The sequence below is a fragment of the Serratia sp. EWG9 genome, assembly GCF_019913725.1.
Classification (GTDB): Bacteria; Pseudomonadota; Gammaproteobacteria; order Enterobacterales; family Enterobacteriaceae; genus Serratia; species Serratia ureilytica.
Genome location: NZ_JADNRO010000001.1, coordinates 1087860 through 1109589, shown reverse-complemented (window position 1 = coordinate 1109589; position 21730 = coordinate 1087860). Strand labels below are relative to the sequence as shown.

Here is a 21730-nt window from a genome sequence, read left to right as displayed (position 1 = left end):
CGGCGAGTGGGTGCTGAACCGCCAGGGGCGTTTGATCAAAAGGCCTTTCAACCTGGAGCTGAAACAGGGTGAAGACGGCTATGATGCCCTGGTGCGCACTCTGGCGCAGGGGTGGCAGCAGGAAGCCCAGGCTATCGCAGCACAGATGGGCGGCATTTAGTCATAATTTGGTCTAAAATCGTCTAATCCCTGTCGGCGTGAAAAGTCGTTTTTTCTCGCTGGCAGGGATTTCTATTTTATTTCAATTGGTTAACCCCTTCCCCTGCAGATCAGCCACTTAGCATTTTCCTCGGGCGTAGCTCACAAATATGACATTGGCGTGAATTTTGCGCATTGATCTTCTCTTCTTTTAGCGCTATTGATTACTCGTGGCTGCGCAAAAAGCAGCCATTGTTTTCTTTCCACCAGACCAAAATGAGGGAAACGAGGCATGAAGAGACAGAAACGCGATCGTCTGGAAAGGGCGCATTCGAGAGGGTATCAGGCAGGTATTTTAGGGCGTTCCAGGGAACATTGTCCCTACCAATCATCAGTGGACGCCCGGTCTCAATGGCTGGGAGGTTGGCGAGAAGCCATGGAAGACAGGGCTGTGACCGCTTAAGCGGCTCCCTGTCAAATAAAAGGAATAACCTCCGCCCCTTGGCGGAGGTTTTTGTTTCAGGCGCTTATTCATCCCGCCAGCGTTTCAACAAAATACTCGCATTCACGCCGCCAAAGCCGAAGCCGTTTGATAAGGCGTAGATCATGTTCATCGATTCCGCCTGTTTCGCGACCAGATGCAAACCTGCCGCCGCCGGGTCGGGGTTATCCAGATTTAGCGTGGCAGGGGCTATCTGATCGCGCAGAGCCAAGGCGGTAAAGATGGTTTCCAGCCCGCCGGCGGCGCCCAGCAGGTGCCCGGTCGCTGATTTTGTTGAGGTCACGGCGACAGTCCCGGCCGTGCCAAACAGGTGTTTGATGGCGTTGATTTCGCCCAAATCCCCTACGGGTGTCGACGTCGCGTGAGCATTTAAATGCTGTACCTCCTCGGGAACGACGTTCGCCTGCTTCAACGCGATTTTCATCGCCCGATAGGCGCCGTTACCGTCTTCAGCGCCGGATGTCATATGGTAGGCGTCGGCGCTGGTGCCATAGCCGACGATTTCCGCGAGCGGGGTGGCGCCGCGCGCCAGCGCGTGTTCCAGCGTTTCAATGACCAGCATGCCGGCGCCTTCCCCCATGACAAATCCGTCCCGGGCGCTGTCGAAGGGCCGAGAGGCCTGTTGCGCCAATTCGGCCGGAGCGGTGGACATGGCGCGCGCGGCGGCGAACCCGCCCAGGCTGACGGTATCTATCGCGGCTTCGGTACCGCCGCACACGGCGATATCGGCTTCATCATTGCGGATCATACGCACTGCGTCGCCAATGGCTTGCACGCCGGCGGCACAGGCGGTGACCGGCGCGCCAATCGGCCCCTTGAAGTGGTGTTTGATTGAAACGTGGCCGGCCGCCAGATTGACTAGGAATGAGGGGATGGTGAACGGCGACAGCCGCTTGGCGCCGCGGCTGTCGGTTGTGCGCACCGCCTGGGCAATCGCCGGGAAACCGCCAATACCCGAGGCAATGACGGTGGCTGTGCGCTCTTGTTTTTCGTCCGTATCGGCTATCCAGCCGGCCTGACGAATGGCTTCGTCCGCCGCCGCCATAGCAAACAGGATAAAGCGGTCCATTTTCTTTTGGTCCTTGGGGGCGACGGAGGCGTCGGGGTTGAAGCCCGCTTCAGCATCTTGCGCCAGCGCCGGGACCTGCCCTCCGACCTTGACCGGTAAATCTGCAACGATCTCGTCAGGCAACGCTCGAATGCCGGATTCTCCTCTTAACAAACGCTGCCAGATGGCTTCAACACCGCACCCTAGCGGTGAAACGGCGCCCATGCCGGTAATGACGATACGACGATTGCTCATGATGGCTCCTTGGTAAATTCGGGTAAATCGGCGAGGCGCCGCTGCCGCATCAGTTCGGCGCGTTGATGTATGCCGTCGCTTGCCGCCGGCCCTGGCGCCAGCGTAATGAACTGCGGCGGCACCGGCTGTTGGGTATCACGATTGACCAACTGGACTTGGATCGGCCGATCGTTGCGTCCGTCGACCAACAGGGCGCTGACGTCCCCGTCGGTCAGATGATTGTTGCCCCATTGTGAGAGCGCCGCCAACACCGGGAGAAAATCGTTGCCGCGCTCAGTAAGCAGGTAGTGATAGCGCGCCGGCCGCGTTTGATAACGTTCTTTATACAGAATGCCGTGGGCCACCAAATCCTTCAGGCGACGCGCCAGTAGCGTGGGTGACATCCCCAGACTTTGTTGGAATTCGTCGAACCGGGACAACCCCTGAAAAGCATCGCGAAGGATCAGGATGCTCCACCATTCCCCCACGCGATCCAATGCACGCGCTACGGGGCAAGGCGCGTCGCTAAAGCGGGTTTTTTGCATACCTTTCTCACTAAGTACAATAATTGTAGTTACTATGCTAGTCATGTTAGAGGATCTTGAGGGGCAAGAGAATAACCGGACGCAAAAAAACCGCTATCGCACTGATGCGGGTATTGAGGGAGGCCGCCTTTCAGGCTGCCTGTTGCTTTGGCCGCTTCGGGTAAGCATAGGGCAGAGAGCGGTGGGGGAAGACATTTCGGTGTCGGGCGATGAAATAAGGAGCACCCAGCGTCAATGCCAGCGTGATGCGATATTTCATATCGCCCGATAGCGCATCTTTGCTATCGGCCCTAATCCTCTTTGATGAGAACTGAATAATAAGATGATGCTAACGGCGGCTAAAAAGAGGGGCGGGAGTCTTTGAAAGGCCGGGAAAAGATAAGAGAAAGAAATGCCATCACGTCGAACATGACGGCATGCGAAGAACGTTAGAGAGAAGGCAGTGGCCGCCTTCTCGTCAGCGTGATTAGAACGCGGTGGTATCTTTGAACAGGCCCACTTTCAGATCGGTGGCGGTATAGATCACTTCACCGTCAACCAGCACTTCGCCATCGGCGACGCCCATGATCAGCTTGCGGGTGATGACGCGTTTGAAGTTAATACGATAGGTTACCTTCTTCGCGGTTGGCAGCACCTGGCCGGTGAACTTGACTTCACCGACGCCCAGCGCGCGGCCTTTGCCTTCGCCACCCAGCCAACCGAGGTAGAAACCGACCAGTTGCCACATCGCATCCAGGCCCAGGCAGCCCGGCATGACCGGATCGCCGATAAAGTGGCAACCGAAGAACCATAGGTCCGGATTAATATCCAGCTCCGCTTCCACATAACCTTTGTTGTGAGTCCCGCCGTCTTCGGTCATTTTGACCACGCGGTCCATCATCAACATGTTACCCGCCGGCAACGGTGGGCCACCGGCGCCGAACAGCTCGCCGCGGCCGGATGCTTCGAGGTCTTCTTTCGTATAGGAATCGCGTTTATCTACCATGTTCTCAGTAAGCCTTATTTTAATGAAGGACGCAGGTTAGCTAACACGTGTACGCTGAACAAGTCCGATCAGCCGTGGTTGAACCAGTTGAGCCAGCGTAGCGGCCATGGACGGCGGCGTTCCTGCAGGCTCACCTGCGCAATCCGTTCCTGAATGGCCGCCAACAAATTCGGCTGTTGTTCGTCAGAGTAGAGGCAACCGGTGAGCAAAGGCAAGGCTTCCGCCGCGCTCTCTACCGCCCACAGGTGGAATTGCCCCTCGCGCACTGCGTCAACGACATCCTGACGCAGGCACAGGTGGCGCACGTTGGTCACGGGCAGTATGACGCCCTGTTTGCCCGTCAGGCCGCGGCGTAAACAAACCTCGAAGAAACCTTCGACCTTTTCGTTAACGCCCCCTATCGGCTGTACGTTGCCGAATTGGTCAACGGAGCCGGTGACGGCGATCTGTTGTGTGATCGGCTGCTGTGACAGGGCGCTGATCAGGGCGCACAGTTCAGCCAGCGAGGCGCTGTCGCCGTCCACTTCACCGTAAGATTGTTCAAAGACGATCGAGGCGGAGAAGGGCAGCTGCTGATCCAGGTCCAGTTCGGCGATCACGAACGCTTGCATGATCATCATGCCTTTAGCGTGCAGGTTGCCGCCCAGCTCGGCCTTGCGTTCGACGTCGGTAAATTCGCCGTCGCCGAGATGCACAACGCAACTGATGCGCGACGGTTCGCCGAAGCTGCGTGGGTGGCCGGGATAATCCAGGACTGACAGGCCGTTGATTTGCCCAACCACTTCACCCTCGGTCTCGATCAGGATCTGACCCAGTTCGATCTCATCCTGCATACGCTCGGCGAGATAGCTTTCACGCCATTCGCGGGCATTCAATGCCGCTTCAAACGCTTTGGCCGTAATGCGGTCTTCTTCGGCATACAGTGCCGCTTCGGACAACTGCTGCCCAAGCCAAACCGGCGAGAGTGGCAGGATGCCCTGATCGCCACTATAACGCACCGCCTGAACGATCAGCGGCAGCCAGGCATCGGCCGCCAACATCGGTAACTGCCGCTCGGCGATCACACCGTTGACGTAGCCGCACCACTGCGCCATATCATCAACTTCAGTCAGTTGCAGATCGTCTTCATATTCGCCATAGACCGCTTGTTCACTCAGTTCTGGCTCGATATCGTGGAAATCGGCCAGGCCGTGGCGGTCGCCGACTACAATCAGCCGCAGATCCAGCGGCATCGGCGGAATAGCGACCGGCAGCGGGCGGGTTTCGTCAGGCGAAACCCAATGGAACTGACGCTGGCCGATCATTTGCTTCAACCGCAGCCATAGCAACGGCTGGGCCAGCAGCGCCCGGGCTGACAGGATCAGAATACCGCCGTTGGCCTGGTGCACCAGGCCGGGCTGCAGAGTGATGTCGCCATTGTGGATCCGCACGCAACCAAACAGCTGCTCCGGTTCAATCCACTCTTCGAACACGCAGGCACCGCCGGCAGCGAAAGGTTCATCGCCATGGCTGGCAGGCTCTACGCTGACCTTGCCATCCTGAATGACATAGTGGCTGCCGAGGCATGCCGTGTTTTGCGGCAGCAGTGGTTTGACGGCGTTAGCGATCAGTTCCAGGTATTCTCGCGTTTCTTGCGCTTTCAACAGCATGAATCGCGGTGGCGATTGGGGGTGACAAAATAGCGTCAGGGCATTTTCCAGCCGAGGCTGAATGGCGGAAAAGGGCACGGGTGCCAACTGAGCGGCGGTATCAAATATCGCCTGATAAGGCGTTACGTCCGGCAATAAAGATTGCCATTCAAGTCGGTTATTGGTCAAAGTGTTAGATGCAATCGTTAAAAAGGGAAAGGGCGATTATACAAGAATAACGGCAGCTTGATACATGTGGAGTGCCAGTTGGCATCAGGGAGTTTGACATCGCGCGATGACTGTGCAAAAAACAGTCTAAAAGACGGCTTAATTGCCGGGGAAATTCGGCGTAAAGCTGTTATGCTTATTTGAAGTTACGCGGTCACTGAAGAGCTCAAGATGAAATATCAGCAACTGGAAAATCTGGAGAGCGGTTGGAAATGGAAGTACCTGGTGAAGAAGCACCGGGAAGGGGAACTCATTACCCGCTACATTGAAAACAGCGCTGCTCAGGAAGCGGTTAACGAGCTGCTGAAGCTGGAAAATGAGCCGGTAAAGGTACTTGCATGGATTGCCGCTCATATGAATCCGGATCTGGATAACCGGATGAAACAAACGATCCGCGCCCGCCGCAAACGTCATTTTAACGCAGAACACCAGCATACGCGTAAAAAATCTATCGATCTGGAGTTTTTGGTTTGGCAACGCTTGGCTGCCCTGGCGCGTCGTCGCGGTGTGACGCTGTCGGAAACCGTCGTGCAGCTTATCGAAGATGCTGAGCGCAAAGAGAAGTATGCGAATCAGATGTCGTCGTTGAAAGAAGACCTGAAGGCGATTCTCGGCAAAGAACCTAAGTAAACGGGGCAGAGCGCCTTCGTTGCACCAGGTCTTGAATGCTCTGACAAAAAAAGGACGAAAAAAAACCCCGCATTGCGGGGTTTTTTATTAGGCGAGTAAACTTAGCCCTGAGGCTGAGTTACAACGTCTTTGATACCTTTAACTTCGATCTCTACGCGACGATCTGGTGCCAGGCATTCGATCTGAGCTTTGGTAGCGCGACCAGCTTTGTAGCCACAGGTGTTGCCAGTAACTGGATCAGCTTTGCCCATGCCACGTGCAGAGATTTTGTCTGACGGGATGCCTTTGGAGACCAGGTAGTCAACAACGCTTTGTGCGCGTTTTTCAGACAGTTTCTGGTTGTACTGAGCGGAACCTACTGCATCGGTGTAACCCAGAACAACTACGGAACCGTCTTTAGGATCCATGGAGCTCAGCTGGGTGTACAGCTGATCCAGAGCCTGCTGACCTTGTGGCTTCAGAGTTGCTTTGTTGAAGTTGAACAGCACGTCAGACTTCAGAGTGAAACGCTTGGTTTCAACAACTGGAGCCGGAGCTGGAGCTGGAGCAACTGGAGCAACTACGTCATCCTGACCGAAGCGGTAAGAAACGCCCAGGCTCAGCATGGTGTTGTCTGGACGCGCGCCAACGGTACCTGCGTCACCGATGTTGCTTACGAACTGGTAGTCCAGGCGAGTAGCCCAGTTTTTGGTCAGTGCGTATTCAACACCAACAGCAGCCAGCGGAGAAACGCCGGTGTCGTGGTCGCTCAGGCGAGTGCCGTTGCCGTAGTTAGCTTTGGAGTCTGCGCGCCATACCATACCACCCAGACGAGTGTAGATGTCCAGATCGTCAGCAATTGGGTAGCTCAGTTTAGCGGCCAGTTGAACGCCCTGCGCTTTGAAAGCACCGTTGTTCACGCTGCCTTTGTAAGGCATACGGCCAAGCCAGTCATAGCCCAGTTCGAAGCCCAGGTATTGGTTTGCCTGGTAGCCCAGGAACGCGCCTGCACCCAGCTGATCTTTGTGGGTTGGGCCGTTGCCGATACCGTTCTGGTAACCGTTGCCGTAGAAGCCAACGTCATGGTACTGGGACCAACCCAGTTTAGCACCGGTGTACCAGGTGTTATCTTTTGGAGCGGCTTGCGCTACGGTAGCGAAACCTGCCAGTGCCACTGCTAATGCGATAGCTGTCTTTTTCATTTTGCGCCTCGTTATCATCCAAATAGGCAATGAGCTTTAAAGCTGTTTTAAGCCCTTGGTTAAATTCCTTCGCCAAGGTTTAAGCCCTCGTTTGTTACTCGCCAGTTTTTCTGACGTTATAGAGCAACCTTGGCGATGTAAAGTCTACAACGTGGCGCGAAAGTTACAAGTGTGATGTGATAAGGCTCTAAAAAAAAACGCAGAATCGTACATATTTGCTAACATTCTCAGCTCAAAAAAACGGCGATCAACAGGGCATTTTCCCTTGCCAAACCGCGGCTGGACTAGCTTTTTGCCTTATCCCGCAAAGGTTCCCTTTACGGGGTGCGAAAATGATGGGAAAAATCCTAAATTTACTTAATGATACAAAGAAGAGTGAATTTTTAGGGTAGAACACTGTCCGTGAGTCGGGCTAATGTCACGTTGTGGACGCATGATAAACCCGTATGCGTTACCCAATTCTGCCGCACGTCTTAATTTTAGACGATCCTCCTCCGTTAGCTCGGGCAACCAGCCGAGAACCACGCTGTAATTCCCCGTTTGCAGCGCTTTTTCCATTGCCTCAACCGTATTCACCGGGCTGATCTGGCTCAATTGCACCACTTTATCCACCGGCAGGCCGGATTGCTGCAGCCATTGTTTGCTTAATTTTTGCTGCGGCGTGAGCCACAGAAGCCAGCGAGACTGCTTGCCCAGTTGCTGCAGCAGGGGCAACAGCAGTTGAGCCACTGCGGGTTGGCGTTCGTTGTAAACAAGTTCACTGATCAAGCCATTCTCTTTGCCGACATCCGTGTTCTTCGCAACATTGCGCGTTGTATAAGAGCCATGGCCGAAATGAGGTTGGTAGAGTGATTGAGTACGCATAAAGTTCCCGCCCGTCGTGTTACTGTATGTTTATACAGTATCCCTGATTTAGGATAAGATCAACCCAAATTTTCGTAGCGGCTCGCATAATTGCGATCATTTTTTGTACCGGCGGTTTTTGTGATTGGCAGGCGGACGGATAGTGCGTATTTTTCTAATTAGTTGTTCACGTTACTTTTTTCATTGATGAGAGAAATAATACGGCCAGAACCTAAAGGCCAGAACCTAAAAAGGAGGAACGCTATGAAAAGGATGTCGACGAGAAGAATCGCGCAGGCTAAAAATTGCTTTGCGGCATTGGGGGCCATCACGACTCGGTCGCAGTTCGGCGGTTACGGTCTGCTGGCTGAGGGCGTCATGTTTGCGGTGATAGCGGAGGGTGAGCTGTATTTGCGAGCTACGGCAAGCATGGAACCCGCCTTTCGCGCCCGCGGAATGGTCAATATGGTCTATTCCAAACGCGGTGTGCCCATTACCTTGCGTTATTACTGGGTTGACGAGTCGCTGTGGCGGGAACGCAACGAGCTGGTGGGGCTGGCCTGGCAAGCTGTCAGGGAGCGCGCCGGGAGCAGCGGCTTAAGGCTGGCGATCACGGCCGACTGAAGGCATTGCCGAATATTGACGTCAATATGGAACGTCTGCTGTGGCGAGCGGGCATTCGCAACGCTTATGACCTGCGGCTGCATGGCGCCAAACGCAGCTATCTCCGTTTATTGAAACAGCAGACTAATTTGGGGCTACGAGTGCTGCTGTCGTTGGGCGGGGCGATAGCCGGTTATCATCAGGCGGCGTTGCCGGCCGAATTACGCAGCGAGTTAGTGCGTTGGTTCGATCATACGATGGCGATGCGCCGTCATGGGCATGAGCCGGTTATTCAGGGCCCATCGAACGGGCCCTGAATAGTTAGGCTGCCTTATTGATTTGGGCATGCAGCGCGGTGAGCTCCGGCAGCAGTTCGAGCACCAATCCCACCTGCTGCAAGACCAATTGTTCTTTGCTTTCAGGTTCCGGAACGGCTTTGCTGATGCGCTCCGCCAGCTGTTCCAACGCCTGCGCAATGCGCTGGCTGTTCCGTTCTTCCTGATGCAGGGCGCCGTCCACGTAACACACGGCGTCATTGAGCAGATCGAGCGTGGCCGGGGTGTTCAGCCGCTCGCGGTGCGCCCCCAATGCGGAGATATAGCTCAGGAGCGTGTGGTTCAGACAGAGCAAGCGGAAGGCGGCTTCCTGCAGCGCTTTGTCGGCCTTGGGATCGGCTGACATGTTGGAGATGACCGAAGCCAGTTCCGCATCGCTGTTATGGGCATCTCGTCGTGCGATGCGGTAAGCGAGGCCGTTATCCTTACCTTGATGATATTGCACCAAAATGGCGTCCAGATAGCGGCAGTTGGCATTCAGCGTTTTATCCACCACCGCCGGCAGTTGGCGGAACTTCCAGTCTGGCCAGATGAAGCTGACGGCCGCCCAGGCGATGGCGCAGCCCAGCAAGGTATCGTAAACGCGCGGGGCGGCCACTTCGAATCCTTCACCCAACAGGTTGAAGCACAGCAACACCAGCAGCGTGATGAACATCGTCGCGTGGGCATATTGCACGGTGCGGAAAGCGAAGAACAGGACGCCGGTGATGACGATCAACACCAGTTGCCCTTCTACGGAAGGCACGAAATAGAGGATTGGCAGGCCGATCAGGATACCTGCCAGAGTGCCGATGATGCGCAGTGCCAGGCGCCGGCGGGTGGCGTTGTAGTTCGGTTGGCAGACGAACAGGCTGGTCAGCAGGATCCAGTAACCGTGCTGCATACCGGTGAACTGGATAAAGGCGTAACCGACGCACAGCACCGCCGACATGCGGATCGCATGGCGGAACAGGGCCGACTGCGGCGTTAAATGGCGGCTGATGCGCAGCCGGATGTCGCTCCAACCGGTCAAACGATCGTCGGCCAGGCTGTTCTCTTCCGCTTGTCCGCTCGCCAGCGTTTGCTCGGACTCGATATTGGCCAACTGCGCATCTATCGCATGCAGGTTTTTCAGCAGATGCGCCAGCGCCTTGGTCTGTTCGCTATTGCCCTGGGTTTCGGCGATGCGCGCCAACGCCTCCTGAATGCGGCTGAAAGCCGGCTCAAAACGCGGGTTGTGCTGGTACTTTTGCCGCAGCAGGATAGATTGCGCCAGCTGGCGGCAGGCGCGCGCCTGCATACTCAGCAAACGCTGGAAGCGGAACAAAATGTCGCTGTGACGGAATTGCCGGCTGAGCGCAGGGTATTGAACGTGAGAAGAACTGGCGCGTTCGTGGATATCCTGCGCGACAAAATAGTAGTGCAAGGTGCGACGGGTGCCGCGCTGGCCGCGATCGCCTTTCAGGCGTGTCAATAACGAGGCTTTGGTCTGGTTGAGTAACGCGACCAACGCGCTGTTGGCCATTGCGACGTCCATCCATGGCAGATCGGCGTCGCGTTCGGCGTCGGGATCGAACAGGTTGGCTTTGGCGTCCAGATAATTGGCCAGTTGATCGTAACAGCGCGCCAGGTTTTCTTGCAGCGGTCGGATCGGGAACAGCAGGTGGCCCGCCAGCGTCAGCAGGTTGTACCACAATGCACCGATCACCAGCAGCAGCGGTTGCTGATACCAGGCATCGTACATGGAAGTGCCGAGCATGGTGTAAACCGCGATCAGCAGCGCACCGAAGGCGATGGTGGCGTAACGTTGCCCCAAGGCGCCCAGCAGGATAAAACCGCAGGTCGAGGTGGTTAAGCCAAGCGCGAACAACCAAGGGTAGGGAAACAGCAGCTCAATCGAGGCGGAAGCAATAAAGAAGCATACCAACGTGATCAGCAGATTGCGTAATCTGCCGGCCAGGCGGTCGTCCAAATCAGTCAGGGCGGCTGCCACCACGCCCAGCGTTAACGGGATAGTCAGCTTGGGAATGCCGAGCCACCAGGGAACGGCGGTGGTGCCGATCAGCGCAATGAGGATGCGCAAGTGATACAGCAGGTTGCTGTTGTAAGTATAACGACGAACTGCGGGTGCAAAAGAGAGCACGAAAAACTCCTCAAACGGAGAAAAAATTAACGCTGTTGATAGTGGCGGCGAGCATTCTCAATACGGGCTTGCTGAGCCATTTCTACCGAGACGACGCGGCGTCCCACCGGCCACAGCGCGATGGCGGCTATTTTGAAATTGGCGATGCCGACCGGAATGCCGATGATTGAAACGCATTGCACGATACCGGCGGCGATGTGTGACAGACACAGCCACCAGCCGAACAGCACCAGCCAGATAATGTTGAGCAGTGAGCCGCCGGCGGAGAGCAGCGCATTGCTTTTTTCCGGATACAGTTCATCGACGTGTATCGCTTCGTTGCCGAACGGCACCAGCGACAGCTTAGTGATTTCCCAACAGGAGCGGGTAAGCGGCAGTGTGATGACAAGCAGCACGCTGAACACCGTAGCAATAAGCCAGCCTAGCGTGGTGAAGAAACCGCCCAACACAAAATTAAGAATATTCAGTACAGTACGCATAGACGTCATTCTGCTCTAATGATAGCCAAACCGCGATGCGGGCGTATTCACGATAAAAACGCAAAATCTATTCTACCCTTTTTTTAGCGCTAGAGTGCCACTGCTTATCGCAGGTAAACTGGCAGATATCCGTTATTTAATCTCAACATAGTCATGGCGCGACGATATGGAACTTAAAGCGACATCGCTGGGGAAACACCTGGCTCAGCACCCTTATAACCGCGTGCGGTTGCTGCACGCCGGCGTTGAGGTGAGCGGGGAAAAACATGAATATCTGATCCCCTTCAATCAACTGATTCAGGTCAGGTGCAAGCGTGGCATCGTCTGGGGCGAGCTGGAATTTGAATTACCGGACGAAAAAGTGGTGCGGCTGCACGGCACCGAATGGCAGGAAACGCAGCGTTTTTATCACTTTCTGCAGCAGGCGTGGCAGCAGTGGAGCGCCGAAATGAGTGACGTCAGCGCCGGCGTGTTGCAACAGCAGGTGGCGCAGATTAAGCGCATTGAGCAACAAGATAAATGGTTCAAAAAGTCTGAGCTGGGCAAGCTGCAGCAGCAAATTCGCGAGGCTTTCTCCGCGCTACCGATGCCGGTGGCGCGCCTGGAGGAATTCGATAACTGCCGGGCTGATTACCATCTGTGTTTGCAATGGTTGCAGCAGGGGGCGCGCAGCATCGAGCAACGCAACCGGCAGTGGACCGAGCGCATGCTGGAGCAACACCATGATTTCTTCCAGACCGTCGAGAGTTCGCCGCTCAACGACGCCCAGAGCCGGGCGGTGGTCAATGGCGAGGATTCCGTGCTGGTGTTGGCCGGCGCCGGCAGCGGCAAAACGTCGGTGCTGGTGGCGCGCGCCGGCTGGCTGCTGCGTCGTCAGGAGGCTGAGCCGGGTCAAATCTTGCTGTTGGCGTTCGGCCGTCAGGCCGCCGGCGAGATGAACGACCGCATCAAAGAACGTTTGGGGGATGTCGGCATTCAGGCCAAGACCTTCCATGCCTTGGCGCTGCAAATCATTCAACAAGGCAGCCGCAAAGCGCCGGCCATCAGCCGGTTGGAAACCGATGCCAAAGCGCGCAAAGAGCTGCTGATCACCCATTGGCGCCAACAGTGCGCGGAGAAGAAAGCGCAGGCCAAGGGGTGGCGTCAATGGTTGACCGAAGAGCTGGAATGGGAAGTGCCGGAAGGCGACTTCTGGCAGGATAAGCGCCTGGCGGATCGCCTGGCAAGCCGGTTGGAACGCTGGTTGGGGCTGATGCGCATGCATGGCGGCAGCCAGGCGGAAATGATCGAGCAGGCGGATGAAGAAATCCGCGATCTGTTTTCAAAACGCATCAGGCTGATGGTGCCGCTGCTGAAAGCCTGGAAAAGCGCCTTGAAAGAGGAAGGGGCGGTGGACTTCTCCGGCCTTATCCATCAGGCGGTCAACATTCTCGACAAGGGGCGCTTCGTCAGCCCGTGGAAACATATTCTGGTCGACGAGTTTCAGGATATCTCACCGCAGCGTGCACTGTTGCTGGCGGCATTGCGCCGACAGAACAAGCAGACCTGCCTGTTTGCTGTAGGGGATGACTGGCAGGCGATTTATCGCTTCAGCGGCGCAGAACTGACGTTAACCACGGCCTTCGCCACGAACTTCGGCGAAGGCGCGCAGTGCGCACTGGATACCACCTATCGTTTCAATGAACGTATCGGCGAGGTGGCCAACCGGTTCGTGCAGCAGAACCCGCACCAGCTGAAAAAACCGCTCAATAGCCTGAGCAAGGGCAATAAAAAGTCGGTGACGATCCTGCCGCACGAGCAGTTGGAGCCGCTACTGGACAAGCTGAGCGGCTACGCCAAGCCGGATGAGCGCATCCTGGTGCTGGCGCGTTACCACCATCTGAAACCGGAAGCGCTGGCGAAAGCGGCCACCCGCTGGCCAAAGCTGGATCTGGAGTTTATGACCATCCACGCCAGCAAGGGGCAGCAGGCGGAATACGTCATCATCGCCGGTTTGCATGAGGGGCGCGACGGCTTCCCCGCCGTGGCGCGCGAGTCGGTGTTGGAAGAGGTGTTACTGCCGCAGCCGGAGGACTTTCCGGATGCTGAAGAGCGCCGTCTGCTGTATGTCGCGTTGACTCGCGCCAAACATCAGGTATGGCTGTTGCAGGATCGTGAACGTCCTTCGGTGTTTGTCGACCACCTGCGTGAGCTTGGCGTTCCGGTGCAGAAAAAACCGTAAGCAGCTGGCCTGGCGGTAGCCAGGCCGAAAGGACTATTTCAGGCGGTCTTGCAGGTAACGCTGATAGTCGGGGATGGCGATCTCCACCTCGCTTTTGAACAGCGGAGAGTCAATCAGAAAATCAGCGGTCGAACGGTTGGTCGCTACCGGAATATTCCAGACGGTCGCCAGCCGCAGCAGGGCCTTCACGTCCGGATCGTGCGGAACCGCGTTCAGCGGATCCCAGAAGAAGATCAGCATGTCTATCTTGCCTTCCGCAATCAGTGCGCCGACTTGCTGATCGCCCCCCATTGGGCCGCTCAGCATGCTGGTGACGGGAATGCCGCTGGCACGCTGGATCAGGTTGCCGGTGGTGCCGGTGGCGTACAACTGGTGCTGCGCCAGAATGGTCTTGTGGCTTTCAACCCACTCCAGCAGGGCCTGTTTGCGGTGATCGTGCGCCACCAGCGCAATGTGTTTGCGCTCGGCGATAGTGCGGGTGGTCAATTCCATCTCAGTGTCCTTCGCTAATCGGTGATGTGCGACAGATTACTGAAACTGTTTTTCACTGCCTAGCGTTTGCAGCTGAAAATGCGAAGAAAAGGCGCCTTCGCGGCTAAGGCGCCGGGAGGGATCAGCGAACCGGTTGTTTGTTGGCCCAGTGCAGGAAGCGCTTCTGGGTTTCCTTGTCCGCCTGTTGGAACCAGTATTGCAGCATCTGTTCCGACACGTTTTCACCTTTCAGCGTCACCGTCGGGGCATTCACCGGTGCGCCGGCCGGCAGGGAGGCTGTTGTGTTGCCTGCGTTCGGCTGGACGAAAAGCGGGACGGAAGCCGGGCGGCTTTGGCGATTGTAATCCGTCATCACCTTTTCCAAATCGGCATTGAAGGTGACGCTGTCGGGATGCAGCACATCATGCTGGAACGGCAGGGCATTACCCTCTTTATCCACCACCCGATAGTTCAGCGTTTTATCGAAGCGTTGCGCGTCACGATCGTTCTCGATGCGCGGCAGTTCGATCGCCACCTGACTGATCTTTTGCGTATTGAAGGTGGCAACCAGCGGCAGGGACGCATAGGCCTGCGTATGCTGGCCGGAACGTACGGTTTTGGTCACTTTAAACAGCAGCTGGTGCTGTCCGCCATCCAGTTCAAGGCTGTCGGCGCCTTTTAACAACGAACCTGTCATTTTCTTGCCGTCGACCACCAGCAGATCGATGTCCGGGGAGAGTTTCAGGGTCGTAGCCGCGGCAGGCATGCTGATGCTGAGCAACGCCGCAACCACCAGACCAAATTTCATCATTATCTCCTTATAAAGTGACGTAGCTCTAAGTGTTGAACATGGCATAGGTTGTGTCAAAATTTTTCAATTGGGTATTTTATTTACATTTTTACATATTTATTTGTAATTAGACACGTCTGTGCGTGGCTGAACCGCGACAGCCTCAGACCATAAGATTACGCTGAAGTTTCCTGCGCGTAGCGTTTAGCCGCGCGAATGCCGATCGGTTACACTCGAAACGGAAGAGTGACGCAGTGATAAACGGGAGTTGAAGATGCAAGATCAAGAGATTGTTGAGTTATTGCAGCAGGTGAAAACCATCGCGCTGGTGGGCGCCAGCGATAACCCGTCGCGGCCCAGCTATGGGGTGATGGCTTATCTGTTGTCGCAGGGATATCAGGTGATCCCGGTGAGCCCAAAACTGGCGGGGCAGACGCTGTTGGGGCAGCCGGTTTATGCCACGCTGGCCGCCATCCCGCAGCCGGTCGATATGGTCGACGTTTTTCGCAATTCGGAGGCAGCCTACGGCGTGGCGCAAGAGGCGATAGCGATCGGCGCCAAGGCGCTGTGGTTGCAGATCGGCGTGATTAATGATCAGGCGGCAGTGCTGGCGCAACAGGCCGGGCTGCAGGTGGTGATGGATCGCTGCCCGAAAATCGAAATCCCGCGTTTGGGGCTGGAACGCTAAATAAAAAGAGCCCGGCGCGATGCCGGGCCCTTTCAGGGTTTCTCAGGTCTTGGCGCGGTCAATTGCGCAAGCGTGGCGCCTGTAACTGGTGACGGATGGATTCCGCCAGTTCATCCAGCGATGGTTGCTCGGGATGCGCTTCCTGGGGCTCGCCATCCAGCTGCGCTTCCGCCAGATAGGTATGCACCGGTTGGCCTTCCTCGTCTTCCATCACCACGTGGTACCAAGGAGCGGAACGCAGTTCATCGTTCGCCGCTATCTCGTCAGCTTTGGGTTGTTCCAAAGAGTATTCAGGGTCGATATCGATAACGACGCCCAAATACCCCAGCAGTTTATGCCTAACCTGTTGTCCGATACCGAATTTGCTGGCAATCATGATGACCTCCTGAGAAACAATGCCTTGCTCATATATGGGGGCAAGGCAGCGCATTTCAAGTTACATCACCCGACAAGCGAAGCCTTTCAGATACAGCCCCTCAGGGTACGTGGCGATCACCGGGTGATCGGCAGCCTGGCGGAACTGTTCTATAAATTGTACATCACGTCCGGCATCTACAGCGGCGTCGGCCAAAATTTTCTGGAACAGATCGGTCGGCATCAGCCCGGAGCAAGAGAAGCTGAGCAGAATGCCGCCCGGGTTCAGCAGCTGCAGCGCCAGCATGTTGATGTCTTTGTAGCCACGGCAGGCGCTGGCCAGCTGGTTTTTGTTCTCGACGAACTTCGGCGGATCCATGATGATCAGATCGAATTTCTCGCCCTGGGCGCGGTAGTTGCGCAGCAGTTGGAACACGTCATCGCGAACGAACTCTGCCTTGTTCAGCTCCAACTTGTTGAGCTCGACGTTCTGTCTGGCGATATCCAGCGCCGCCTGCGAGGTATCCACACTGATCACCTGCGCGCAGCCGCCCATCAGAGCGGAAACGGCGAAGGCGCCGGTGTAGGAGAAGCAGTTCAGCACCCGGCGGCCGGCAGAGTAGTTACGCGCCGCCAGGCGGCTGTCGCGCTGATCGAGATAGAAACCGGTCTTGTGCCCTTGCTGAATGTCCACCAGCAGTTTCATGCCGTGTTCGGTGATCGGCAGCAGCTCCGGCGGCAGATCGCCCAGCACCGGGCCTTGCGCCAGCGGCAGGCCTTCTTTTTTACGCACCGCCACGTCGGAACGGTCGTAAATTGAACATTCCGGGTAACAATGCTGCAGAGCGGAAAGCAGAGCCGGGCGCTGATATTCGGCGCCGGCGGACAGCAGCTGCAGCACCAGGAAATTCTGGAAGCGATCGATAGTGATGCCCGGTAGGCCGTCGGACTCGCCGGCGATCAGGCGGTATCCGTCCAGGCCGTCGCGCTGCGCGACCCAATCACGCCAGCTTTGCGCTTGCTGCAGGCGGCGAATGAAGAAATCGATGTTAATCTCTTCATCCTGCTGGAAAGTCCAGACGCGTGCGCGGATCTGCGACTCGGGCGAATAGGCGCCGCGAGCCAGCCATTTGCCCTGGCTGTCGAGAATATCGATGGTTTCACCGGAGAGCGCTTTGCCCTCGACGCGTTGAACGGCGCCGGAGAATACCCAAGGGTGACGACGGAGTAAGGACTTTTCACGTCCTTTGGCGAGAAACAGGCGTACGGTCATAATTAATAATGCTGCCAGCTAGGATAGAAAGAGTGACACGGCGGTGCAAAGGCACGGCAATGCCATAACGAAAACTGAATTAAGGGGGCGATTATGACACAAGTTTGCATTGCTGCGTATGTGTATGGCGTGGTGCAGGGGGTAGGGTTTCGCTATTCCACTCAGCGGCAGGCTGAGGCGCTGGGGGTGACGGGCTATGCGCGCAACCTTGATGACGGCAGCGTTCAGGTGGTGGCCTGCGGCACACAGGCGCAGGTGGACTCGCTGGTCGCATGGCTGAAGCAGGGCGGCCCGCGCAGCGCGCGCGTCGAACGCGTGCTGGTGGAGCCGCAGGGCGTGACCGACTACGACGGGTTCGGCATTCGCTATTAAGTGCTCGCCTGCAGCGGCGCTGCGGGCGGAGCGGTCAGATGCATTTTACCGGTTTGGGCAATCCGGCGATCTTGGTGGCCTGTTTGGCCGGCCCTTTCGGGAACAGGCGGTACAGATAGCGGCTGTTGCCTTTTTCTTCGCCGTATTTCTGCGCCATGGCTTTGACCAGCATGCGAATAGCCGGTGAGGTATTGAATTCCTGATAGAAGTCGCGCACAAAGCGCACCACTTCCCAGTGTGCTTCGGTGAGCACGATCTCTTCCTGCGCGGCCAGCAGCGGCGCCAGGCCTTCATGCCAGTCGGCGCTGTTTTTCAGATAGCCCTGCGCGTCAGTGTCGATAACCCGACCTTCAAACTCCAACATACTGCCTCGATAACGGATAATTCGGAACGGCCGCCAGTTTAGCAAATTTTTTCAGCCGCAAAAAATAAAGCCCCGCCGGAGCGGGGCCTGGAAGGCGGGGTAACACGCGATCAGTTGCTGCGGGCGAAGCCCAGGATGCTCAACAGGCTGATGAACATGTTGTACAGCGATACGTACAGGCTGACGGTGGCGCGAATGTAGTTGGTCTCGCCGCCGTGAATGATGTTGCTGGTTTCCCACAAGATCGCGCCGGCGGAGAACAGAATGAACAGCGCGCTGATCGCCAGGTGCAGAGCAGGGATCTGCAGGAACAGGTTGGCGATCACCGCCACCAGCAGCACCACAAAACCGGCCATCATCATGCCGGACAGGAACGACATGTCTTTACGGGTGGTCAGCACATACGCCGAGCAGCAGAAGAACACCGCGGCGGTGCCGCCCAGCGCCAGCATGATCAGATCGCCCGCGCCGGCGTTCAGGAACGAGCTGAGGATCGGGCCGAGGGCATACCCCATGAAACCGGTCAACGCGAACGCCGCCAGAATGCCTGCCGGGCTGTTGGCCAGTTTATGCGTCAGGAACATCAGGCCGTAGAAGCCAACCAGCATCAGCAGCAAGCCCGGCGCAGGCAGGCCCAGCAGGGTACTGGCGGTTGCGGTCAGCGCCGAGAAAGCCAGCGTCAGGGATAACAGGAAATAGGTGTTGCGCAGGACTTTATGCGTGCTGAGCAGGGAGTCGCGCGAGGAAGACGAGACGACAATGCGGTCCATAATGATCTCTCTTATCAGGCCATCACAAAATAATCCCGATGATAGGCAGCGCAAGCGCTTGATTAAAGTTTGTTTACCAATCTTTACCCTTAGTTATCATTGTTGCAACAGCGGGGGGAGCGGCCACGCGTTTGTTCGCCGGCTTGCATCATTCCGTCGATTTTTCGCGCGGTTGAACGCGCCTGGGCTTTACAAGCGAATAAGCTCTGTTTATAGTGCGCGTCGTTGCGGAGGGGTGGCCGAGTGGCTGAAGGCAACGGTCTTGAAAACGTCGACGGGAAACCGTTCCAGAGTTCGAATCTCTGCTCCTCCGCCATACATTCTGACCCCGCGCTCTTAGAGCGCGGGGTTTTTTGCTTTTGCGTGCTGAGAACTTGACGGTCGCCCGCAGGAAACGCGAACGGCTATTGATAAGGGCTACGCATCGGTGAGATTATGCGGTCATCAAGGCAGGCTGCTCGGATGCCTGCTGCTGTCAGGCGTGACCGGCACGATAATTAACGCCGCCTTATCGATTTTGCTTAATACTCTTAGGAGACAGAGATGAACTGGTATCAAGTCGCCCTATGGACCATGATTTTTCTCAAGTCCGGCGCTTTCCTGGTGTTCGTATGGTGGTGGATGTTCAAACGTGCGACCAAACCCTATGAGCGTCCGAAAGACGTTGTGGTCGACGAGACGCCGTATGACGATAGCCTTACGATGGAAGAGGTGATGAAGAATCACGGCATCGTACGGACTGAAAAGCCGCTCTGATCGTCGAATGTCTGTGTTGCTATCAACCCGAGCCTGTGGCGCTCGGGTTTTTTATTCCCGCCGTTACTCGCGATGCATCCCTTTTCCCCAATCTTGTTTGACCCCTGTAGCGATTTATTTAAATGAATTATCTTTCAGTATATTTTTTAATATACTTTAAAGGTGGGTTTTATATTGATAGGGAAAGATATATTTTTCTCTGAAAAATTCATCCTTATCGACTGAGTAAAGAAAAATTCGCACGCTGTTTCTTGTGTGTCTGAATATTCATGTGCAGAGAGTATCGCATTTCCGGGCTACTCCTATAGCGGTAGGTCGGATAATTTTTAAGGTAGGGGAAAAGTAAACCTTACGTGGAGGGATGAGGAGGGTTAAGGAATCTAAGATTTTTCTTTGTGTGTTTTTTCTTTTTATATCAATGGCTTTTTGTTTTTTATGCCACAAGCGCTTTTATGAGGAAATGGCGGCCCTCATTTGACCCGCGCAGTAAGCAGCCTGCCGTACTCACTCTTTTAAGGCACACATCCTTCCGGTCATTGCTCGATTCATTTTTTTTATTGTCATGAAAATTATTTGATTCGATGTTGCAATTTTTTTGTCTTTGGAATTAATATGTCCTGCATCTGGCGGTGAATGAGATTTTTCCCATTGTCGGATATCTTTTAGAATACACTTGGATATATATAAATATATACCGTCGCATATAAACTTTTAGATGGCAGGATGCTGTCAATACTCTGCTATTGCCTAAGCTTCGTTAGCCTCTAAACGGTTTAATGGTGTAGGTCATTTTATATATGCTCTCTCAGCGAAGAAAGTAATGGGGTTTATTATGATTAAGCAAGGCATCTCTTTGGCGGTATTGGCTGCCGCGTTAACATCTGTGGGCGCAACGGCGGCAGATAATTCCGCCGGTGGCGTTATTTCGTTTAGCGGTGCCGTTACGGATACCACTTGTACCATCAATGGCGGGAAAAGCGCCGATTTTACCGTTGCGCTCAGCCCGATTTCCGTGACTGATGCGGGCACCGTGGTCGGCCCCATCACCAAAAACAAGAAATCTTTCTCGCTGACGTTCTCCGGCTGCACGCCGGCGGCGGGAACGGCCGGTACGCCGCTGAAGATCTACTTCTCTTCGGCGAATAATATCTCTACCGACGGGAAATATCTGCTGAACAGCTCCGTGAATGAAAGCGACGCCGCCGTAGCGAAAAACGTCGGTTTTTCTCTGGCTGAGCCGGGTTCATCCACGCCGATTCCGTTGAACGTGCCTTATGTCACCAAGATCAAAGGCGATAAAACGGCGCCGGATGCCGAAACGCTGACGCTGGACGCCTATTACTACAAGACCAATGCATTGGCGGCAAAAGTGGGGGAATTGAGTTCCAACGTGACTTACACCATTTCTTACCTGTAATTGCAATTAAGCCAGGCCTGCGCCCAAGGCAAAGGCCTGGCTTCTGGGGTGACTATGAAACAGTGCTTAATCTTTGCTGGATTGTTTCTCAGCAGCTTTTGCGCCGATGCCAATATTGTAATTAATGGAACGCGCGTTATTTATCCGGAAAAAAACAAGGATGTTATCGTTCAGTTAGTCAACAATGGTGACGATCCGGCACTGGTGCAGGCATGGATTGATGACGGTGATATAAATTCGACGCCTGAAACGGCAACCGTGCCGTTCTTGTTATCCCCGCCGGTTGTGAAAGTTGCCGGAAATAATGGCCAGCAATTACGCATACAAAAAATGAACGCGGCGCTTCCCGGCGATCGTGAGTCGGTATTTTATTTGAATGTGCTGGATATCCCGCCTACGCCGGAGAATTTGCAGGGCGTCAATACGCTGCAATTAGCCATCAAATCACGCATCAAGCTATTTTATCGCCCGGCAGGGTTAACCGGCAGTGTCAATAACATCACCGACTTCATTGAACTCCAGGCGGCGGGGAAGGGATTTAAGGTTATCAACAAAGGCCCTTACTATTTTACGTTGGCCAATGTTGATCAGAAAGGCAAAAAGAATCTGTTGGTCGATTCAGTGATGGTCGGGCCATATTCCAGCCTCTTTGCCCCGACCAAAGTTGGCGTGAGCCGGAATATTCCCTACACCCTGCTCTATATCGACGACCTGGGGGCTTATAAATCTAAAGCCATTACAGCCCGCTAACGT

General features: G+C 55.4%; 23 protein-coding genes, 1 tRNA gene and 1 pseudogene. 11 read left to right on the top strand and 14 right to left on the bottom strand.

Going from position 1 to position 21730, the window contains the following annotated elements; genetic code table 11:
* A partial coding sequence (locus ITX55_RS05455; RefSeq protein WP_223084872.1) for an ABC-type transport auxiliary lipoprotein family protein occupies positions 1 to 160 on the top strand: 160 nt, incomplete at its 5' end.
* Positions 161 to 430: 270 nt separating this feature from the next.
* A complete protein-coding gene (gene rmf, locus ITX55_RS05450; RefSeq protein WP_004928150.1) occupies positions 431 to 601 on the top strand; it encodes a ribosome modulation factor in 171 nt (56 codons plus the stop codon).
* A gap of 64 nt (positions 602 to 665) precedes the next feature.
* Here the strand turns inward: rmf and fabF are convergent, their stop codons facing one another.
* From fabF to ITX55_RS05430, 4 genes are all read right to left on the bottom strand, one after another.
* Entirely contained in the window at positions 666 to 1943 is a 1278-nt protein-coding gene (gene fabF, locus ITX55_RS05445) for a beta-ketoacyl-ACP synthase II (protein WP_182073915.1), read from the bottom strand.
* Complete coding sequence (locus tag ITX55_RS05440) at positions 1940 to 2467, bottom strand: helix-turn-helix domain-containing protein (RefSeq protein WP_033650691.1); 528 nt, start codon at positions 2465 to 2467, stop codon at positions 1940 to 1942. Before ITX55_RS05440 ends, fabF begins: the two co-directional genes overlap by 4 nt.
* 466 nt (positions 2468 to 2933) lie before the next feature.
* Positions 2934 to 3452, bottom strand: coding sequence for a bifunctional 3-hydroxydecanoyl-ACP dehydratase/trans-2-decenoyl-ACP isomerase (gene fabA, locus ITX55_RS05435; protein ID WP_004928144.1), 519 nt, complete (start codon positions 3450 to 3452; stop codon positions 2934 to 2936).
* Between the two features lie 68 nt (positions 3453 to 3520).
* Positions 3521 to 5269 (bottom strand): Lon protease family protein, encoded by a 1749-nt coding sequence (locus ITX55_RS05430; protein WP_182073916.1) that lies wholly within the window; start codon positions 5267 to 5269, stop codon positions 3521 to 3523.
* Positions 5270 to 5479: 210 nt separating this feature from the next.
* On the opposite strand from ITX55_RS05430, the gene matP reads away from it, so the two are divergent.
* The gene (gene matP, locus ITX55_RS05425) at positions 5480 to 5938 is read left to right on the top strand and encodes a macrodomain Ter protein MatP (protein WP_033642591.1); all 459 of its coding nucleotides are present in this window, start codon (positions 5480 to 5482) and stop codon (positions 5936 to 5938) included.
* A 101-nt stretch (positions 5939 to 6039) separates the two neighbouring features.
* On the opposite strand, the gene ompA is transcribed toward matP, so the two are convergent.
* Both ompA and sulA read right to left on the bottom strand, forming a co-directional pair.
* Positions 6040 to 7119, bottom strand: coding sequence for a porin OmpA (gene ompA, locus ITX55_RS05420; protein ID WP_046899347.1), 1080 nt, complete (start codon positions 7117 to 7119; stop codon positions 6040 to 6042).
* Between the two features lie 357 nt (positions 7120 to 7476).
* On the bottom strand, positions 7477 to 7983 hold the full coding sequence (gene sulA / locus ITX55_RS05415) for an SOS-induced cell division inhibitor SulA (RefSeq protein WP_033642592.1): 507 nt from the start codon (positions 7981 to 7983) through the stop codon (positions 7477 to 7479).
* Between the two features lie 243 nt (positions 7984 to 8226).
* Between sulA and ITX55_RS05410 the strand changes: the two are divergent.
* Positions 8227 to 8882, top strand: a pseudogene (locus ITX55_RS05410) (TfoX/Sxy family DNA transformation protein).
* 4 nt (positions 8883 to 8886) lie between these two features.
* On the opposite strand, the gene yccS reads toward ITX55_RS05410, so the two are convergent.
* Complete coding sequence (gene yccS / locus ITX55_RS05405) at positions 8887 to 11022, bottom strand: YccS family putative transporter (RefSeq protein WP_042784133.1); 2136 nt, start codon at positions 11020 to 11022, stop codon at positions 8887 to 8889.
* Between the two features lie 26 nt (positions 11023 to 11048).
* Positions 11049 to 11501, bottom strand: coding sequence for a YccF domain-containing protein (locus tag ITX55_RS05400; protein ID WP_025302313.1), 453 nt, complete (start codon positions 11499 to 11501; stop codon positions 11049 to 11051).
* 166 nt (positions 11502 to 11667) lie between these two features.
* Here ITX55_RS05400 and helD point away from each other — a divergent pair, with 166 nt between their 5' ends.
* A complete protein-coding gene (gene helD, locus ITX55_RS05395; RefSeq protein WP_108680408.1) occupies positions 11668 to 13722 on the top strand; it encodes a DNA helicase IV in 2055 nt (684 codons plus the stop codon).
* A gap of 33 nt (positions 13723 to 13755) precedes the next feature.
* Here the strand turns inward: helD and ITX55_RS05390 are convergent, their stop codons facing one another.
* The gene (locus ITX55_RS05390; RefSeq protein WP_042784134.1) at positions 13756 to 14214 is read right to left on the bottom strand and encodes a methylglyoxal synthase; all 459 of its coding nucleotides are present in this window, start codon (positions 14212 to 14214) and stop codon (positions 13756 to 13758) included.
* Between the two features lie 121 nt (positions 14215 to 14335).
* Positions 14336 to 15001 carry a DUF2057 family protein gene (locus ITX55_RS05385; RefSeq protein ID WP_108680409.1) on the bottom strand — a complete coding sequence of 222 codons (666 nt, stop codon included), beginning with the start codon at positions 14999 to 15001 and terminating at the stop codon, positions 14336 to 14338.
* A 256-nt stretch (positions 15002 to 15257) separates the two neighbouring features.
* Here ITX55_RS05385 and ITX55_RS05380 point away from each other — a divergent pair, with 256 nt between their 5' ends.
* Positions 15258 to 15671 (top strand): CoA-binding protein, encoded by a 414-nt coding sequence (locus tag ITX55_RS05380; protein ID WP_033642598.1) that lies wholly within the window; start codon positions 15258 to 15260, stop codon positions 15669 to 15671.
* A 58-nt stretch (positions 15672 to 15729) separates the two neighbouring features.
* On the opposite strand, the gene hspQ is transcribed toward ITX55_RS05380, so the two are convergent.
* Complete coding sequence (hspQ, locus tag ITX55_RS05375) at positions 15730 to 16047, bottom strand: heat shock protein HspQ (RefSeq protein WP_004928104.1); 318 nt, start codon at positions 16045 to 16047, stop codon at positions 15730 to 15732.
* Positions 16048 to 16107: 60 nt separating this feature from the next.
* On the bottom strand, positions 16108 to 17298 hold the full coding sequence (gene rlmI, locus ITX55_RS05370; protein WP_072627929.1) for a 23S rRNA (cytosine(1962)-C(5))-methyltransferase RlmI: 1191 nt from the start codon (positions 17296 to 17298) through the stop codon (positions 16108 to 16110).
* A gap of 93 nt (positions 17299 to 17391) precedes the next feature.
* Between rlmI and yccX the strand changes: the two genes are divergently transcribed.
* Positions 17392 to 17670: an acylphosphatase gene (gene yccX / locus ITX55_RS05365; protein ID WP_042784138.1), complete on the top strand. Its 279-nt coding sequence runs from the start codon at positions 17392 to 17394 to the stop codon at positions 17668 to 17670.
* A 34-nt stretch (positions 17671 to 17704) separates the two neighbouring features.
* Here the strand turns inward: yccX and tusE are convergent, their stop codons facing one another.
* Entirely contained in the window at positions 17705 to 18034 is a 330-nt protein-coding gene (tusE, locus tag ITX55_RS05360; RefSeq protein WP_033642601.1) for a sulfurtransferase TusE, read from the bottom strand.
* A gap of 110 nt (positions 18035 to 18144) precedes the next feature.
* Positions 18145 to 18804 carry an FtsH protease modulator YccA gene (yccA, locus tag ITX55_RS05355; RefSeq protein ID WP_033642602.1) on the bottom strand — a complete coding sequence of 220 codons (660 nt, stop codon included), beginning with the start codon at positions 18802 to 18804 and terminating at the stop codon, positions 18145 to 18147.
* Positions 18805 to 19033: 229 nt separating this feature from the next.
* Between yccA and ITX55_RS05350 the strand changes: the two genes are divergently transcribed.
* The 4 genes from ITX55_RS05350 (at position 19034) to ITX55_RS05335 (ending at position 21727) form a co-directional block, all read left to right on the top strand.
* Positions 19034 to 19120: transfer RNA gene (locus ITX55_RS05350), tRNA-OTHER, on the top strand.
* A gap of 227 nt (positions 19121 to 19347) precedes the next feature.
* Complete coding sequence (locus tag ITX55_RS05345) at positions 19348 to 19560, top strand: hypothetical protein (RefSeq protein WP_004928089.1); 213 nt, start codon at positions 19348 to 19350, stop codon at positions 19558 to 19560.
* Positions 19561 to 20380: 820 nt separating this feature from the next.
* The gene (locus tag ITX55_RS05340) at positions 20381 to 20977 is read left to right on the top strand and encodes a fimbrial protein (RefSeq protein WP_369795919.1); all 597 of its coding nucleotides are present in this window, start codon (positions 20381 to 20383) and stop codon (positions 20975 to 20977) included.
* A gap of 54 nt (positions 20978 to 21031) precedes the next feature.
* The gene (locus ITX55_RS05335; protein ID WP_042785679.1) at positions 21032 to 21727 is read left to right on the top strand and encodes a molecular chaperone; all 696 of its coding nucleotides are present in this window, start codon (positions 21032 to 21034) and stop codon (positions 21725 to 21727) included.
* Positions 21728 to 21730 lie beyond the last annotated feature (3 nt).

Bases quoted from the DNA above. Each gene is read 5' to 3' on its own strand.
- rmf (WP_004928150.1), top strand. From the start codon at position 431: ATGAAGAGACAGAAACGCGATCGTCTGGAAAGGGCGCATTCGAGAGGG.
- fabF (WP_182073915.1), bottom strand. From the start codon at position 1,943: ATGAGCAATCGTCGTATCGTCATTACCGGCATGGGCGCCGTTTCACCG.
- ITX55_RS05440 (WP_033650691.1), bottom strand. From the start codon at position 2,467: ATGCAAAAAACCCGCTTTAGCGACGCGCCTTGCCCCGTAGCGCGTGCA.
- fabA (WP_004928144.1), bottom strand. From the start codon at position 3,452: ATGGTAGATAAACGCGATTCCTATACGAAAGAAGACCTCGAAGCATCC.
- matP (WP_033642591.1), top strand. From the start codon at position 5,480: ATGAAATATCAGCAACTGGAAAATCTGGAGAGCGGTTGGAAATGGAAG.
- ompA (WP_046899347.1), bottom strand. From the start codon at position 7,119: ATGAAAAAGACAGCTATCGCATTAGCAGTGGCACTGGCAGGTTTCGCT.
- sulA (WP_033642592.1), bottom strand. From the start codon at position 7,983: ATGCGTACTCAATCACTCTACCAACCTCATTTCGGCCATGGCTCTTAT.
- ITX55_RS05400 (WP_025302313.1), bottom strand. From the start codon at position 11,501: ATGCGTACTGTACTGAATATTCTTAATTTTGTGTTGGGCGGTTTCTTC.
- helD (WP_108680408.1), top strand. From the start codon at position 11,668: ATGGAACTTAAAGCGACATCGCTGGGGAAACACCTGGCTCAGCACCCT.
- ITX55_RS05390 (WP_042784134.1), bottom strand. From the start codon at position 14,214: ATGGAATTGACCACCCGCACTATCGCCGAGCGCAAACACATTGCGCTG.
- ITX55_RS05385 (WP_108680409.1), bottom strand. From the start codon at position 15,001: ATGAAATTTGGTCTGGTGGTTGCGGCGTTGCTCAGCATCAGCATGCCT.
- ITX55_RS05380 (WP_033642598.1), top strand. From the start codon at position 15,258: ATGCAAGATCAAGAGATTGTTGAGTTATTGCAGCAGGTGAAAACCATC.
- hspQ (WP_004928104.1), bottom strand. From the start codon at position 16,047: ATGATTGCCAGCAAATTCGGTATCGGACAACAGGTTAGGCATAAACTG.
- rlmI (WP_072627929.1), bottom strand. From the start codon at position 17,298: ATGACCGTACGCCTGTTTCTCGCCAAAGGACGTGAAAAGTCCTTACTC.
- yccX (WP_042784138.1), top strand. From the start codon at position 17,392: ATGACACAAGTTTGCATTGCTGCGTATGTGTATGGCGTGGTGCAGGGG.
- tusE (WP_033642601.1), bottom strand. From the start codon at position 18,034: ATGTTGGAGTTTGAAGGTCGGGTTATCGACACTGACGCGCAGGGCTAT.
- yccA (WP_033642602.1), bottom strand. From the start codon at position 18,804: ATGGACCGCATTGTCGTCTCGTCTTCCTCGCGCGACTCCCTGCTCAGC.
- ITX55_RS05345 (WP_004928089.1), top strand. From the start codon at position 19,348: ATGAACTGGTATCAAGTCGCCCTATGGACCATGATTTTTCTCAAGTCC.
- ITX55_RS05340 (WP_369795919.1), top strand. From the start codon at position 20,381: ATGGGGTTTATTATGATTAAGCAAGGCATCTCTTTGGCGGTATTGGCT.
- ITX55_RS05335 (WP_042785679.1), top strand. From the start codon at position 21,032: ATGAAACAGTGCTTAATCTTTGCTGGATTGTTTCTCAGCAGCTTTTGC.